10 protein-coding genes are annotated in these 16,399 nt (G+C 44.4%); 2 read left to right on the top strand and 8 right to left on the bottom strand.

What is annotated here, in order from left to right:
- The first annotated feature begins 91 nt into the window (after positions 1–91).
- Positions 92–3,352, top strand: a complete 3,261-nt coding sequence (locus E5S68_RS06510) for an LPXTG-anchored zinc carboxypeptidase (RefSeq protein WP_135782822.1) — start codon at positions 92–94, stop codon at positions 3,350–3,352.
- A gap of 58 nt (positions 3,353–3,410) precedes the next feature.
- Here E5S68_RS06510 and E5S68_RS06515 read toward each other — a convergent pair whose 3' ends face one another.
- The 8 genes from E5S68_RS06515 to E5S68_RS06555 all read right to left on the bottom strand — a co-directional run bounded on the left by E5S68_RS06515 (position 3,411) and on the right by E5S68_RS06555 (position 14,062).
- Positions 3,411–5,078 carry an alpha-glucosidase gene (locus tag E5S68_RS06515; RefSeq protein ID WP_135782823.1) on the bottom strand — a complete coding sequence of 556 codons (1,668 nt, stop codon included), beginning with the start codon at positions 5,076–5,078 and terminating at the stop codon, positions 3,411–3,413.
- A 66-nt stretch (positions 5,079–5,144) separates the two neighbouring features.
- Positions 5,145–6,275, bottom strand: coding sequence for an ABC transporter ATP-binding protein (locus E5S68_RS06520; RefSeq protein ID WP_126404832.1), 1,131 nt, complete (start codon positions 6,273–6,275; stop codon positions 5,145–5,147).
- A 123-nt stretch (positions 6,276–6,398) separates the two neighbouring features.
- Entirely contained in the window at positions 6,399–7,259 is an 861-nt protein-coding gene (locus tag E5S68_RS06525) for a helix-turn-helix domain-containing protein (protein ID WP_135782824.1), read from the bottom strand.
- Entirely contained in the window at positions 7,259–7,654 is a 396-nt protein-coding gene (locus E5S68_RS06530; RefSeq protein ID WP_135782825.1) for a Mini-ribonuclease 3, read from the bottom strand. The genes E5S68_RS06525 and E5S68_RS06530 overlap by 1 nt, the downstream gene beginning before the upstream one ends.
- Positions 7,647–8,990, bottom strand: coding sequence for a cysteine--tRNA ligase (cysS, locus tag E5S68_RS06535; RefSeq protein WP_135783110.1), 1,344 nt, complete (start codon positions 8,988–8,990; stop codon positions 7,647–7,649). The genes E5S68_RS06530 and cysS overlap by 8 nt, the downstream gene beginning before the upstream one ends.
- 233 nt (positions 8,991–9,223) lie before the next feature.
- Positions 9,224–9,841, bottom strand: coding sequence for a serine O-acetyltransferase (cysE, locus tag E5S68_RS06540; protein ID WP_135782826.1), 618 nt, complete (start codon positions 9,839–9,841; stop codon positions 9,224–9,226).
- A 24-nt stretch (positions 9,842–9,865) separates the two neighbouring features.
- Entirely contained in the window at positions 9,866–12,082 is a 2,217-nt protein-coding gene (gene pnp, locus E5S68_RS06545; protein WP_135782827.1) for a polyribonucleotide nucleotidyltransferase, read from the bottom strand.
- A gap of 492 nt (positions 12,083–12,574) precedes the next feature.
- A complete protein-coding gene (locus tag E5S68_RS06555) occupies positions 12,575–14,062 on the bottom strand; it encodes a hypothetical protein (RefSeq protein WP_234697690.1) in 1,488 nt (495 codons plus the stop codon).
- Between the two features lie 175 nt (positions 14,063–14,237).
- Between E5S68_RS06555 and pepF the strand changes: the two genes are divergently transcribed.
- The gene (gene pepF / locus E5S68_RS06560) at positions 14,238–16,034 is read left to right on the top strand and encodes an oligoendopeptidase F (RefSeq protein ID WP_135782828.1); all 1,797 of its coding nucleotides are present in this window, start codon (positions 14,238–14,240) and stop codon (positions 16,032–16,034) included.
- Positions 16,035–16,399: the final 365 nt, after the last annotated feature.

Here is a 16,399-nt window from a genome sequence, read left to right on the forward strand (position 1 = left end):
CAGAAAATTATTCTAAAAACCCTATTGAAAGCGCTGTCATAAAATGATATGATAAGTGTATATGTATGCAAAGAACAAAGGAGGTCTCTTTATGCATTCTTCTTATAAGAAGCGTTTGTACACAAACGCTCTCAGTATCTCTACCGCAGTCCTCTTAGCCTTCCTCGCACAAGGCCAAGTTGCTGCGGACACTGTCGAGCCCGCTAGTCCTGCTGCACCTGTCGAAAATGTCCTCAAACCAGAGGAGGCTAGTGCTAGTCCAGTTGCTGGATCAGAAGTGGCAAGTCCTAGCTCAGCAACAGAAGTTACACCAAGCCCTGTGGAAGCAAGTCCTAGTTCAGCTAGTCCTGCTAGCCCAGAAACAAGCTCTTCTACTGCTTCAGACACTGCTAGCCCTGCTGCCAAACCAGAAAACCCGGTGTCAGATCGTGCAGCTAGCACAGAACCAGCTGTCAGCTTGACCAACAGCACTATTTACATGTCTGAAAAAGAGAAATTGACCGATACCGTCAAGGATCAAGCACAGGCTGCTGGAAAAATCAGCTGGACCTTGGACGACAAACCGCTGGAAGAGTGGAAAACTTGGGACATGGAAACAGGAACTCTTTCCAAAGATCCTTTCATCACTGTTGAAGAAAATAAAAACGGAAACGATTTGGATCTGACCTTTGACGTCAAGGAACTCTTTGGTGAAGATTTAAGCCTTCGGACTCCAAACAATATCCGTCGGACCTATCGCAACTATATCGGTGAACACGTCTTGGTCGGTACTAGTGCTGATTTGGGACTCACTATCCGTAAAATCTTTAACTTCCGTCCTTACAAAGACTTCCATACCCATGAAGAAATGTTAGCCTCTATTGAGAAATCTAAAGCAGAGGCGAAAACAGACCGTCTGGTTCAGCTCGAAACTCTTGGTAAGAGCGCCCAAGGACGTGATATGAAGATGGGAATCGTGAGTAAGGACCAAGCCAGCATCGATCACTACCTCTCATCTACCAATCCAAAAGCCCTCACAAAACCAAGCGAGATGTTGGCAGCTCTGAAGGACAAGACCTTGGATTATAAACTACCTGTCCTTGTTCACAATACCCACGCCGATGAACAACCTGGAATTGATATTATCACGGGACTCTTCCGTACCTTCGCAACTGAAAATCAAGTCAGCTTTAAGACTACGGATGAAGCCGGAAACGTCAAGAACGTGACCTTGGATATTCCAACCCTCTTAAATAAATTTATTTTCTTGTTTGACTTCACGGAAAACCCTGATGGGGACGCTCTCAACCTGCGTGCTTTGGCCAATGGACTGGATCCCAACCGCGATGCCAGCTACCAAACAAACCCCGAAGTGCGTACCGTCATCCAAATGATCAACAAGTGGAATCCAATTGCTCTCTATGATATCCATGGATTTGTCAAAGAATTCTTGATTGAGCCTGCAACACCTCCACATGATCCAAACTTTGAATACGACCTCATGTCCAACCTCATGCTAGAAAATGCCCGCCATATGGGCCGCGCAGGGGTTGCCAATTCCAAATACGACAGCTACATCATTCCAAAACTGGATTGGGGAGATGGCTGGGATGATTCCTTCTCTGGTTATACAGGTGTCTATGCTGTCTATCACGGCATCTTGGGCCACACCATTGAAATACCAGAATCCAACCAGGAATCTTATTATGCTGGTCGTAATGCTGTCCTCGGCGGCATTGACTTCCTCAACCAAGATCCAGACAAACTCCTTGAGATGCGGCTCAACTTCTACCTACGTGGTCTCAACAAGATTGAAGATCCAAAAGCAGAAAATGAATTAGTAGGACCAACTGGTGAAGTTGTCGGTCGTGTGAAGAATGGTCGTCCGAAATTCTTCCCTGACTATTATGTTATCCCAATGGGACTCGACAAGGACAATGACGCCCAAGAAGCCTTCAATATGATCGACTACTTCAAACGAAACGGTGTCCTCGTTAAAGAACTCAAAGAAGATACAGGCAACTACAAAAAAGGGGACTTAGTCATTGATATGGCCCAAGCCAAACGTGGCTACGCCAACCATATCCTCTACAAAGGTTCCAATGAATCAGCATGGGCTGCTATGTATGCGGAACTTCTCGTCAACTTCCCTGATATGAGAGGGTTCAAAGCAGAACCAGTCTTCAAGGACGGGCTCTTTACAGGCAAACTAGGGGAAGTCACAACTACCCGTGCCACTCGAACCTCAGAAATCGATCCAAAGGCACCTTACTACGTCATCGCTAATACATCAGCCAGCGCTGTTCAAGCAGTAAACAAGGCGATTTCCCAAGGCAAATCTGTTTACCTAACAGATGATGGCTACATCGTTGACCGTGATACCTTCGCATCGCTCCTTCCAAACTATGCTATCTACGGCGAAGCCCTCTACAAGGTACCAAACGGTCCAACCTTGAAACCATTGAAAATCTACTCGCCTAATTATCACTACTACTGGGCAGGAGTCGACTCACCAGCGCATTCTAGCTTAGTGCTTGCGAAACTTGGCTTCCAAATCGTCGATACACCAGAGGAAGCCGATGTAGTGGTTCTTGAAAGCAACCGCTTTGACGCTTCCATCTTTGGTAAGAAACCAACTCTCGTCATCGGCGGGGAAGCCATGCAAAAACTGGAAAAATTGGGAGTCCTTGCAGGCTTCGATGCTGAAAAACTAAAAGGTGGCAGTGACTACGAGGGCTTGATGAAGGCCATCATCGATGACCAAGATCCACTGACCAGTGGTTACAAGAAGAACACCCTCTTCTACTCCAACTCAGGAAACTGGATTGAAAAAGTTCCAAGCAACTTCAAGACCTTGATGAGCATCGCTTCAAGCGACTACTACATTGCTGGCTGGTGGCCAAAAAATGAAGTCCTAGCCAATAAGGTCATGGCCATCTCTGGAGAACTTCTTGGCCAACCACTCTTTGTCTATGCCGGAAATCCAACCAATCGCCAACACCCTGTCCACTTCTTCCGCTGGGTAACCAACGCGATCTTTGGCAGCAAGTTAGCAAGCTTGATGGATTACGTACCAGCCAAAGAACCAGATCAGGTGGTGGTTCCAATTCATAACCAAACAACCACTCCACAGCCAATCTTGGCTAAGAAGGACACTACTAAAGTTCTCCTTACACAAAAAGAAACCGCAGCTGAAGCTGAGGAAAGCGCGCAAACCTTGAGCTACCAAGTGGGACAAAGATTCCAAGAAAATCCAGCCAAGGCGCAATTACCACAAACTGGAGATCACTCAACCGGACACTTTGTTCTTTCAAGCTTCTTGCTAGCCGTTAGCGGAGGCTTCCTCCTCTTGAAAAAGAAAGAAGTTGAATAAGTTCCAGGTTTAGACTTGGATGACATGAAAAGAACCTTCGCAGAGGCGAAGGTTCTTTCTATTCCACCAATTCCAACACAACAGTTTGGTAAGGGGCCAATTCTAATACCTGGTCTCCTTCTTGGAACATCCCAGCAGTATTATTTAAAATAACCGTTTTAATCAGAGCTGGCAACTCCAAAGTGGCCTGGCGACTTTGGAAATTGCTGATTACCAAGAGACGCTTGTCCCCACGGCGTTCGAATGCGATGATATTCTCACGGTCCCGATAAGATGGGATCATATCTCCAAACCGGATGGTATTTCCATAGAGGGGATGGCGATACAAGGCCGTCAGCTGGCGATAATAATTCAAGATGGAATTTGGATCCTTTTCCTGGTCTTCCACATTGATGGCAATATTTGGTTTAGGACTGATCAACCAGGCTGGCCCATCACTAAAGCCCAGACCTGCCTCTGCCGACCATTGCATCGGCGTCCGCGCATTGTCCCGGCTGTATTTGGCAATCGCTGCTAAGGCTTCTTCCTCGCTCAAACCAGCTTCTTTAGCGACATGGTAGCCATTGATGGTCGCGATATCATCAAAGTCCTCCACCGATTCAAAGACTTGGTTTTCCATCCCAATTTCTTGGCCTTGGTAGATAAAAGGAATTCCCTTACGCAAAACCTGAATGGTTCCCAGGGCTTTTTTACTGGTATCGTTTACTGGACCTTCTGCGATATAGTGGGACACCCCACGAGGTTCGTCGTGATTTTCGATAATGGTTGAGAGAACCCCAATCCTATCTGCACGCTCATGCGCTTGGAAAATACTTTCCTTGAGTTCTTCCGCTGTTGGAAGAGTATGGTCAAACCAGCCCTTTCCTTCCTGCCCTAAGCAGGTTTGTTTGAAGTCAAAGATGGAAGAGAAGACACCATCTTTTCCAATAAAGAAGTGCAACTCTTCATCGGTTTCATTGAAAACTTCCCCTACAGTGAAGGCATTGTACTTGGCAAAAGTACGCTCCTTTAACTCTCGTAAGAAAGGTTCAATCGGTTGGGCATTTACCAGCGATTCAGGCACTGGGACCAGGCCATTCTTACGGTCTGATGGAAGCGAACGCCATTCTAAATCCTTTTTAATATTGATGATGGCATCAATCCGGAAGCCCGCGATTCCCTTGTCCAACCACCAATTGATCATCCTGTAAATTTCTTCGCGCAAGACAGGATTTTGCCAATTGAGATCTGGCTGATCCTTGTGGAAAGAATGAAGATAGTATTTGTTGGTGCCATGAACCGGCTCCCAAACACTGCCCCCAAAGTAACTTTCCCAGTTGTTGGGTTCTTTGTCACTTTCAATAAAATAAAAGTAATCCGCATAAGGGCCATCTGGATCCGCTAAAGCCTTTTGGAACCACTCGTGATGACTGGAGCAATGGTTAACCACCAAGTCCATAATGATAGAAATTCCTCGCTTCTTACCTTCCGCAATCAACTCTTCCATATCTTCCATGCTCCCAAAAAGGGGGTCAATGGCATAATAATCGGAAATATCATATCCCTGATCAATAAAAGGGCTCTTGTAAACAGGCGATAACCAGAGAATATCAATCGCCAACTGTTGAAGGTAATCGAGTTTCTCCGTGATTCCTTTTAAATCACCAACACCATCGCCATTGCTGTCCTTAAAGCTTTTTGGGTAAATCTGGTAAGCGACCTTCCCCTTCCACCAATCTTTTTCCATGTCTTGTCTCCTTAAAATGAAAGAGACCGAGACAAATCGTCTCAGTCTCTATAGTGTCAGTAGGTATTAGTATACTGTTTTTTCAGTTTCTTTATCGAAGAAGTGAGCTTTGTTCAAGTCAAATCCAAGTTCAATTGTTTCACCAGTTCCAAGGTAGTCACGCGCATCCACTTTTGCGATAAATTCGTTGTCACCAACTTGGCAGTACAAGTGAGATTCAGAACCGAGCAACTCAGATACTGAGATCGTAGCTTTCACGACTGATTCTGGGAAAGTTTCAAGGAAAGCAGCTTCTGTATTCACGTCTTCTGGACGGATACCAAAAATCAATTCTTTACCATCATAGCCTTTTTCTTTCAAGACTTTCAAAGCACCTTCTGGAACTTTCAAATTCAATCCATTGGCAATGATGTGTCCACCTTCCAATTTTACATTGATGAAGTTCATCGCAGGGCTTCCGATAAATCCAGCTACGAATTTGTTAACTGGGTTTTTGTACACTTCTTGCGGAGAACCAATTTGTTCCACACGTCCAATTGTACCAGTACCAGCTGGGTTTTTAGTAGCTGACATGATAACGATACGGTCTGCCAATGTCATCGCTTCTGTTTGGTCGTGAGTTACGTAGATGGTTGTAGCACCGATACGACGGTGGATTTTCGCGATTTCAGCACGCATCGATACACGCAATTTAGCATCCAAGTTTGACAAAGGTTCGTCCATCAAGAATACTTTTGCATCACGGACAATGGCACGTCCCATAGCCACACGTTGACGTTGACCACCAGAAAGGTCAGCTGGTTTACGATCCAAGAATTCTTTCAAGCCAAGGATTTCAGCTGCTTCTTGTACACGTTTGTCGATATCTTCCTTGCTGTATTTACGCAATTTCAAACCAAATGCCATGTTATCGTAAACAGTCATGTGTGGGTAAAGAGCGTAGTTTTGGAATACCATGGCGATGTCACGGTCTTTAGGTGCCACGTTGTTTACAACAGTACCATCGATGGAACATTCACCTTCTGTGATATCTTCAAGACCAGCGATCATACGAAGAGTTGTTGATTTACCACATCCTGAAGGACCTACGAAAACGATAAACTCTTTGTCTTTGATGTCCAAGTTGAAGTCTTCAACTGAATAGTGTTCGCTGTTTGGGTATTTTTTGTAAATATTTTTAAGATTTAATTCTACCATGATGGTACTCCTTTGATTTTTATAATTCTATTGTAAATGAAAACGCTTTACAAATCTATGGCAGGTCTCACAAAAAAGAAAAAGAGTTTTGTGCAACTTGCACAAAACTCTGGATTGATTCCCTTACATCACATCTTGTAATACCAAATGGTAACAAAGGGCTAGATCTGTCAGATTTTTTAACTGGAGACCCGTTAGCTCCTCCCATTTATCCATCTTGTATTGAAGGGAATTGCGATGGAGATAGAGTTGCTGGGCCGCCTTGGTCACAACTGCTCCATTGTCCCAGAGGGCAACAATGATGTCCTGCAACTGATCTTGACTCGCAATCAACTGACGCAAGCCTTCTTTGATAGGATGTAGATCCAAATCTTCCTGCTCGATTCCCCATAGGTAGAGTTGAGAAAAGCGGTAGACTCCCTGATGACCTTGTCGAATCCAGGACCTAAAAACTGCCCGCTCTGTCCGAATCATTGAAGACAGTTTCCCATCTTTAGACTCTCCCCAAACCTGTCCCACCATGATGGAAAGATTGAGGTTGAAATCATACTCCATGGCAGAAACAGTATCTTTTAAAATAGCAGCCACAGCTAGCGACTGGTCTTGATCTAGAACGAACACATAATCTTGCCCACTCAGTTGCAAGACTGCTCGGAAGTTGAGCAAAAGGATCTGCATCATCTCTAACCAAGAAGCCGTTCCTTCCGCTGTCGAATGCGAGACGTGGCAATAGATGAGTTGTATTTTTTTGATGACTTGAGGAGCTTCTCCCTTCCCATCGATCAGGTATTGGTACCAAGGATTGGGGGCAAGATCTTCCTCACTAGCCAACCAGGCAATCAATTGTTTTTCTCTCTCGGTCAGCTCTTCTTCCTTCAGTAGCAACCATTGCTGGGCCTGAAGAGGGATGGCTACAAAACCCGCTGGTGGAGTCGGTTGATCCGTCACCTCAGCATGAGGGAACCACTCTCTGATATCTTTCACTACTTTATCCCTTCTTCCACTTTTTGGATACACCAAGCTACCAGTTCTTCTAAACGAGAAATTTCATTGGTCAAATGCAGGTAACCCATAACCGCTTCAAAGCCTGTCGACATACGATAGGTCACGACGTCGGCATTTTTGGCCTTGGTATGGCTATTGGTATTACGACCGCGTTTATAGATTTCGACTTCTTTCACTGTCAAAACATCTTCCTCAAGCATCATCGCAATCAGATTAGCCTGAGCCTTGGCAGAGACATACCTCGTTGCAGCCTGGTGGAGTTTATTAGGCTTGGTCATCCCTTGCAAAATCAAATGCTTACGGATATACATGGAATAAACCGCATCCCCTTCAAAGGCAAGAGCTATGCCGTTGATTAGATTGATATCAATCACGTGTCCACCTTACACCTTCTTTAGTGTCTAACAGTTTAATCCCTTGAGCTGCTAGCTCATCTCGAATCTCATCTGCTCGCGCAAAATCTTTATTAGCCCGTGCTTCTTGTCGTTCTGCAATCAAGGCTTCAATATCCGCAGCTAAAACTTCTTCGATAAAGACTACACCAAAGACTTCTAACATCTTTGCCAAAGCCTCCTTGACGTCTTGGTTGTAATGACCTGAGTTGATCCATTTGGCCATTTCAAAGACAACGGTGACCCCGTTCGCTGCATTGATATCTTCATCCATTGCCGCGATAAACTTGTCCACAAAGCTTTGCAAGTCTGCTGGATCTACTTCTCCAGTGAAGGGCTGCTCATAGGTATTTTTCAAATACTTGAGGTTGGTCTCCGCATCGCGGACAGCTTTTTCTGTGAAGTTGATGGGCTTGCGGTAGTGTTGGGTCGCAAAGAAGAAACGAAGCACTTGACCATCGATAGTCTTCAAAGCATCATGCACAGTGATAAAGTTGCCCAAAGACTTGGACATCTTGACATTGTCGATATTGACAAAGCCATTGTGCATCCAGTAGTTGGCAAAGGTTTGACCAGTTTTAGCCTCTGACTGTGCAATTTCATTGGTATGGTGTGGAAACTCAAGATCAGCTCCACCACCGTGGATATCAATAGTATCCCCTAAAATCCCCGTTGACATAACCGAACATTCAATGTGCCAACCCGGACGACCAGGTCCCCAAGGACTGTCCCAAGAAACTTCACCCGGCTTCGCAGACTTCCAAAGGGCAAAGTCGACCGGATTTTCCTTGCGAGCCGTCTCTTCATCTGTCCGACCTGAAGCTCCTAGCTCCAAGTCTTCTAGAGTTTTATTAGCCAATTTGGCATAGTTGTGGGATTTTTCCACACGGAAATAGACATCGCCTTGACTCTCATAAGCATAGCCTTTTTCGATCAAATCAGCGACAAAACGGATGATGTCATCCATAAACTCGACCACACGAGGGTGGCGGGTTGCAGGTTTCACTCCAAGAGCCGTCACATCCTCACGAAAGGCCGCAATGTATTTGTCTGCCACTTCCTGAGGAGTAATGTTTTCCTCTTTGGCACGGTTGATAATCTTATCATCCACATCTGTAAAGTTGGAAATGTAGTTAACTTGGTAACCACGATACTCAAAGTAGCGACGAATCGTGTCAAAGGCTACCGTTGAACGGGCGTTCCCTACGTGGATATAGTTGTAAACGGTTGGCCCACAAACATACATGCGGACCTTTCCTTCCTCGATGGGAACAAATTCTCGCAGATCACGAGACATAGTATCATAGATTTTAATCATAAACAAGATTGTAAGGGCATCTTCTATTCTACTAAGTCTGACAAGGGATACAAATCCGCGCCTACTTTCAGCAGTAAAATAATCTAAGCGACAAGGTCCCTTAAAAGCCCTCCATCCTTTCTATCTAAAAATAAGAGAAGAAGCAAGAAAAGTAGAAAATGAGCTAAAAGCGGTGAAGCCTTTTTCTCAGACTACCGTTTAGGCTCAAATTCTTATTTCATTCATGCAAAGTTCTAGAGATTAGAAGACTCGTGACTTTCTTCTTTACAGTGTTCAAGCTTTTGAACATAGTATTCCCGTTTTTCCTCTTCTTGGTGAATAATCGGTTCATCCTTCTTGCCGTGAACACGAACAATTTTAGCCGGAATCCCCACAACAGTGACATCACTCGGCACATCAGAAACGACGACGGCACCTGCTCCAACCTTGGATTTGGCCCCAATCTCAATAGGTCCAATGACCTGAGCATGGGCAGACACCAGCGCTCCTTCCTTGACGGTTGGATGGCGCTTCCCTGTATCCTTTCCAGTTCCACCGAGCGTCACCCCATGGTAGAGCATAACGCCCTTTTCGACAACGGCTGTCTCACCAATAACGAGACCTGCCCCGTGGTCGATAAAAACTCCCGAAGCAATGGTCGCACCTGGGTGGATTTCAATCTGGGTCCAAAAACGCCAGAACTGGCTATGCATGCGAGCTAGGAGTTTAAAGCCATGGTTCCACAAAAAGTGAGAAACACGGTGAGCAGCCAGTGCTTTAACCCCAGGATAGGTCAAGAGAACCTCCAGAGATGTTCGGGCTGCTGGGTCATTTTCTTTTACAATATCAATGGTTTCACGCCACCATCCCATACCGTGCTCCTTTCTTTTGATTGCTTATTCTTTTGTTTCTTGACCTGCATCTTTGGCAAAGTCTTTTCTAGGTTTGTGGTGACGAGGACGATCGCCATGACGATGACCCTTATCCCCTTTTTCTTCTGCATGTTCCGGTTTTGGAGGACGAGGAAGAAGAGCTTTCATCGAAGCATCTACACGACCTTTTTCGTCAATCTTGATAATCTTGACATCCACTTCATCGCCAATCGCTACCAAGTCTTCGACACGGTTGGTACGAGTCCAAGCCATTTCAGAAATGTGAACGAGGGCATCCGTCTTGTCAAAGAGGTTGACAAAGGCTCCAAATTTCTCGATCCGAACCACTTTGGCATGGTAGACTTCATCCACTTTGGCTTCACGCACCAAACCAGCAATGATTTCCTTAGCACGGTTAATCGCATCTTGGTCGCTAGAATAGATCGATACGTTTCCTTCTTCGTCGATATCAATCTTAACGCCTGTTTCTGCGATGATCTTATCGATGGTTTCTCCACCCTTACCGATGACAATCTTGATCTTGTCGACATCAATCTTGATGGTATCAATTTTCGGAGCAGTTGGCGCCAATTCTGGACGCACTTCTGGAATGGTTGCTTCGATGACATCAAGGATTTCAAAACGAGCTTTCTTGGCTTGGGCAAGCGCTTCTGTCAAGATTTCTGCAGTAATCCCTTGGATCTTGATATCCATTTGAAGGGCTGTAATCCCGTCACGAGTTCCAGCAACCTTGAAGTCCATATCTCCAAAGTGGTCTTCCAAACCTTGGATATCTGTCAATACGGTGTAGTTGTTTCCATCTGAGATCAGACCCATGGCAATACCAGCTACTGGGGCCTTGATTGGCACACCACCCGCCATAAGGGCAAGTGTTCCCGCACAGATAGATGCTTGAGATGAAGAACCATTTGATTCCAATACTTCTGCTACCAAACGGATGGCATATGGGAATTCTTCCAAGCTTGGCAATACTTGAGCAAGGGCACGCTCACCAAGAGCACCGTGACCAATTTCACGACGACCAGGCGCACCGTAACGACCTGTTTCCCCTACAGAGTATTGTGGGAAGTTGTAGTGGTGCATAAAGCGTTTCTTGTACTCTGGGTCCAAACCATCGATGATTTGCGTTTCCCCCATTGGCGCCAAAGTCAAGATAGAAAGAGCCTGAGTTTGTCCACGAGTGAAGAGACCTGAACCGTGTACGCGAGGAAGGAAGTCAACAACCGCATCCAAAGGACGGATTTCATCAACCTTACGACCATCCGGACGAACCTTGTCTTCTGTAATCAAACGGCGCACTTCTGCGTGTTCCATTTGTTCCAAGATTTCAGCTACATCACGCATGATACGGTCAAATTCTTCGTGGTCTGCATATTTTTCTTCGTAAACTGCTGTTACTTGATCTTTCACTGCTTGAGTTGCAGCTTCACGCGCCAATTTTTCTTCAACTTGAACAGCTTTTTGAAGGTCACTGTTGTAGGCTGCGATGATTTCAGCTTGCAAGTCAGCATCCACATGAAGCAATTCTACTTCTGCTTTTTCTTTCCCAACTGCCGCAACGATTTCTTCTTGGAAGGCAATCAATTCTTTGACAGCTTCGTGTCCTTTCAGAAGGGCTTCCAACATGATTTCTTCTGACAATTCTTTGGCACCAGACTCTACCATGTTGATAGCGTGCTTGGTACCAGCTACTGTCAATTCAAGAAGCGATTGATCTGCTTGCTCTTGAGTAGGGTTGATGATGATTTGACCATCAACATAACCTACTTGTACCCCAGCGATTGGTCCGTCAAATGGAATATCTGAGATAGAAAGTGCCAAGGATGAACCAAACATGGCTGCCATTGGTGCAGATGCATTTTCATCGTAAGAAAGGACTGTGTTGATGACTTGCACTTCATTACGGAAACCTTCCGCAAACATAGGACGGATTGGACGGTCAATCAAACGCGCTGTCAAGGTCGCATCTGTAGAAGGACGTCCTTCCCGTTTCATAAAGCCACCAGGAAACTTCCCAGCTGCATACATTTTTTCTTCGTAGTTAACTTGAAGTGGGAAGAAATCCCCAGTTGCCATCTTCTTAGACATGACAGCTGCCGTCAAGACAGTTGACTCACCGTAACGCACGACAACAGATCCATTTGCTTGCTTAGCAACCTGACCAGTCTCTACGATCAACTCACGACCCGCAAAAGTCGTTTGAAACACTTGTTTTGTCATTTATATGTAATCCCCTTTGGATTGAAATATTTATACGACTTGCCTACAAAAATCAGGATACAAAGGGCGTGAAGAATCCCGTATGAAAATAGGAGATTGACGCAGTGTGCCACGCACACTAGGAAATCTATCTTTTTCACTAGGGATTTAGCCCGTGTTCAACTATCAAGATACCAAGCCGTTAAGCAACTCAAAGGAAAATAGGAAATCAAACGACGGAGCGAACGCTCCTAGGTAGATTTGTCTTTTTCCACAGAGTTGTAGGCGGGTTCAATTAATCAAGATACTAAGGCATTAAACCGCTTAACGAAATATGGATTTCAACAGCCTTTCTGTATGTTATATCCTCATCTTTGTATCCAAGCACGTATAACCTTTATTTTACCATATTCAAGCCCAAAAGAAAAAGGCTTTAAAAGCCTTTTTCGAGGAATATTTGATTTCCATTTATTTTAAAATTCTAGAGCTAGTTATAGTCAGTATCTAAGCTTCTTAATTCACAAATTCTTTACTAACAACATAGAATCGTGTTTTATGCTCACCACCAGAGTATTTTTTCTGATTACGTTTTAGGACATAGCGTTCCATTGGTTGAGAGGTGGATTTAATACGAGTCGTAACTACAACTGTATCGCCCTCAACCACCCACTCATTAGCTGATGGAATCTCCATTTCAGGTGCTGCTCCACCACGGCCTCCTGGGACTAATTCAAAAAACATCTTGTCTTTTGAAGAGTATAGCCAGGCTTGCTTCTTCTCACTCGCAAGTTGAATCAACTGCTCTTCAGACATTGATTGAATTGATTCTGAAGTTTCTTTAGCCTCAAGTTTTTTAATCACGTCTGCAAGCTGATAGGTATCCGGTGTATAAGTATTGTAGTAATCCAGAAACATTGCTTGCGAATACGCATAAATACCACTATGTTCATTAGCAAGTTCGAGAATCATAGTTGGTCTCACCAATCTCGAAAATGATAAAGAATAACCATTTTGGACTACTGATCGAATATCTTCTTGATCTTCCACGCTTAATCCATCAAGAGCACTAGCATTCTTCCCATCCAATTTCGTTGTAAACTCAAGAGCAATCCAGCCTTGGCCCGATTCCAATTTCCCCCAGGTATACCCATCTGCTGATCTGGTTTCTGTGATGGTATGAATCCCTTTCGAAATCTTCCCAACTTCTTGTCCCTTCACAGTTGGCTCCTTGCGAATCCGGAGATCCAACACACTGACCTGTACTTGGAAGCTCGTTGATGTTTCCTCTTTACTACTGACTTTGCTCGTAGAATTCTTTTCTTCTCCCAATTCTTTCCACTTAAATCTGCTTGGATCCAATTCTTTAGCGCTGATTCCGAGCACTTGCTCTGCCTTCTGATTGGCACCTATCCTTATTTGTGCCTCTTTTAAAACTTCCAATCCTCCCTTTTGAAATTTATAATGGGTCAAATCCATCTCCGGATTAAGAGATGAAAAGGTCGCATAGATAACCGATCCATCATCAAATAACTGCAGACTAGAACGAAATCCTCCAGCAGAAGCTACAAAGGCAGTATGAAGGAGTGTTGGCTTTTGATTCTTCAAATAATAGATTGCAGAAACAGACTGACCATCACCCAGCACAAGCTCATCCTTCCCATCCTTGTCCAAATCCATAAATACATAGGAAAGGGTCGCCTTAGTTCCTAAGGTTTGAAGATTAAATACATAAGAGTATTCATCTGAGGCGGGTTCAATTTCTTTTAGTTTAGCCGCTAGACCTGCACTATCACCTGACTCGATAGCCCTAGAGTAAGCCTGATAACGTTCAAGAACTGTTTGATAATACTCATGCCCAGACGATGTCTTCTTGGAACTTTTCCCATCTGCTACTTCACTCTGAACTGTAGAAGGTTGCGTCCTAGGACGTCGCTTAGGCCCACATGCCACCAGGGTTAACAACGCCATCGCTGTCAAGCTAACTTTATAGATTTTTTTCATCATATACTCCCTAAAACTTTCTCCATTTTATTATACCAAAAGAAAGTAAAAATGCTAGAAAATCCTTGTTTACTCATTGGATAAAGCCGACTTTGATAAGATCCCCCATTCGCCTATCATTCTGTCCTCTTTTCTGCTATACTGAGTATAGTTATTTGATCAAAAGGAGAACACTATGGAATTAAAAAAACGCTCTGAATTTCCTGAGAATGAACTCTGGGACCTCACAGCCCTCTATCAAGACCAGGAAGACTTCTTGCGTGCCATTGAAAAAACGCGCGAAGAAATCAATGAATTTGTCCGTAACTACAAGGGCAAGCTCCACACTTTTGAAGACTTTGAAGCTGCCTTTACAGTCTTTGAACAAATTCAGATCCAACTCAGCCACATTGGTAACTACAGCTTTATGCCCCAAACGACGGACTTTGGCGATGAAGCTTTTGCGGAAATTGCCCAAGCAGGGATGGATTTCGAAACTTGGGCCAGCGTCGAACTCTCTTTCTTTGATGATGCCTTAGTCGAAGCGGATGAAGAAGTCCTTGAACGTCTCGGACAATTGCCTCACCTCACTTTTGCCATTCGTCAGGCTAAAATCAAAAAAGCTCACTATTTGGGAGCTGATGTGGAAAAAACTCTGACTAACCTTGGTGAAGTCTTCTACGGACCACAAGACATCTATACCAAGATGCGGGCAGGTGACTTTGAAATGGCTGATTTTGAAGTAGATGGAAAAGTTTACAAGAATAGCTTTGTCACCTATGAAAACTTCTACCAAAACCATGAGAATGCAGAAGTCCGTGAAAAAGCCTTTCGTTCCTTCTCAGAAGGTCTCCGCAAGCACCAAAACACGGCTGCTGCTACCTATCTAGCCCAAGTCAAATCTGAAAAACTAATCGCAGATATGCGAGGCTACGATTCCGTATTTGACTATCTCTTAGCTGAGCAGGAAGTGGATCGTGCCATGTTTGATCGTCAGATTGACCTGATCATGAAGGACTTCGCTCCAGTCGCTCAAAAATTCCTCAAACACGTGGCCAAGGTCAACGGCCTTGAGAAAATGACCTTTGCTGATTGGAAGTTGGACTTGGACAGTGCACTCAACCCAGATGTCACCATTGATGACGCTTATGACTTGGTCATGAAATCTGTGGCACCTCTTGGCGAAGAATACTCCCGCGAAATTGCCCGCTACCAAACCGAACGTTGGGTCGACTTTGCGGCCAATGAAGGCAAGGACTCAGGTGGATATGCAGCCGATCCTTACCGTGTCCATCCTTATGTCCTCATGAGTTGGACAGGACGGATGAGCGATGTTTATACCCTAATCCACGAGATTGGACACTCTGGTCAATTCATCTTCTCAGATAACAACCAAAGCTACTTCAACGCCCACATGTCGACCTACTATGTAGAAGCTCCTTCTACCTTTAACGAGCTCCTCCTCAGCGACTACTTGGAACACCAGTTTGACGACCCTCGTCAAAAACGCTTTGCCTTGGCTCACCGTTTGACAGACACCTACTTCCATAACTTCATCACCCACTTGTTGGAAGCGGCCTTCCAACGCAAGGTCTACACCCTGATTGAAGAAGGTGGAACTTTCGGCGCTAGCAAGCTCAATAGCATCATGAAGGAAGTCTTGACCGAATTCTGGGGAGATGCCGTTGAAATCGATGACGATGCAGCTCTGACATGGATGCGCCAAAGCCACTACTACATGGGACTTTACAGTTACACCTACTCAGCTGGCCTAGTTATCTCAACAGCCGGTTACCTACATTTGAAGAACTCCGAAAACGGAGCCAAAGATTGGCTGGACCTTCTCAAATCAGGTGGTAGCAAGACCCCACTTGAGTCTGCTATGATTATCGGAGCAGATATCTCAACGGATAAACCACTTCGCGATACGATTCAATTCCTTTCAGACACTGTGGATCAAATCATTGCTTATAGTGAAGAGTTGGGTCAGTAAGAATTCCTCTAATGTGGTTTTCTAATTTTGTTAATCATTTACATAAAAAGTCACCAATTTTTGCTGACTTCAGATTGAAGAAAGAGTTCAAAATGGACTCTTTCTTCAATCTTTTTCTTTTACTAGAGAAAATTTAAAAAACTCAAGAATAGCATTAAATCAGCATTTCCAAAAATTTTCACTATATGGTAGGATATCTCTATTAGGGCAATTTAAAAATTAGAGATTCATTCTTAGTTTACTGTGCCCGATTTTTTTATAAACACATCTACTTTAACCAAAGATGTTCCCTGAGGAGTGTTTATGATAAAATAAAGATTATGGACAAACCATCCAGCTGCAAAAACTATCATTACAGAAAAATG

Source organism: Streptococcus rubneri (assembly GCF_004785935.1).
GTDB classification, from domain to species: Bacteria; Bacillota; Bacilli; order Lactobacillales; family Streptococcaceae; genus Streptococcus; species Streptococcus rubneri.

Bases quoted from the DNA above. Each gene is read 5' to 3' on its own strand.
- E5S68_RS06510 (WP_135782822.1), top strand. From the start codon at position 92: ATGCATTCTTCTTATAAGAAGCGTTTGTACACAAACGCTCTCAGTATC.
- E5S68_RS06515 (WP_135782823.1), bottom strand. From the start codon at position 5,078: ATGGAAAAAGATTGGTGGAAGGGGAAGGTCGCTTACCAGATTTACCCA.
- E5S68_RS06520 (WP_126404832.1), bottom strand. From the start codon at position 6,275: ATGGTAGAATTAAATCTTAAAAATATTTACAAAAAATACCCAAACAGC.
- cysS (WP_135783110.1), bottom strand. From the start codon at position 8,990: ATGATTAAAATCTATGATACTATGTCTCGTGATCTGCGAGAATTTGTT.
- cysE (WP_135782826.1), bottom strand. From the start codon at position 9,841: ATGGGATGGTGGCGTGAAACCATTGATATTGTAAAAGAAAATGACCCA.
- pnp (WP_135782827.1), bottom strand. From the start codon at position 12,082: ATGACAAAACAAGTGTTTCAAACGACTTTTGCGGGTCGTGAGTTGATC.
- E5S68_RS06555 (WP_234697690.1), bottom strand. From the start codon at position 14,062: ATGAAAAAAATCTATAAAGTTAGCTTGACAGCGATGGCGTTGTTAACC.
- pepF (WP_135782828.1), top strand. From the start codon at position 14,238: ATGGAATTAAAAAAACGCTCTGAATTTCCTGAGAATGAACTCTGGGAC.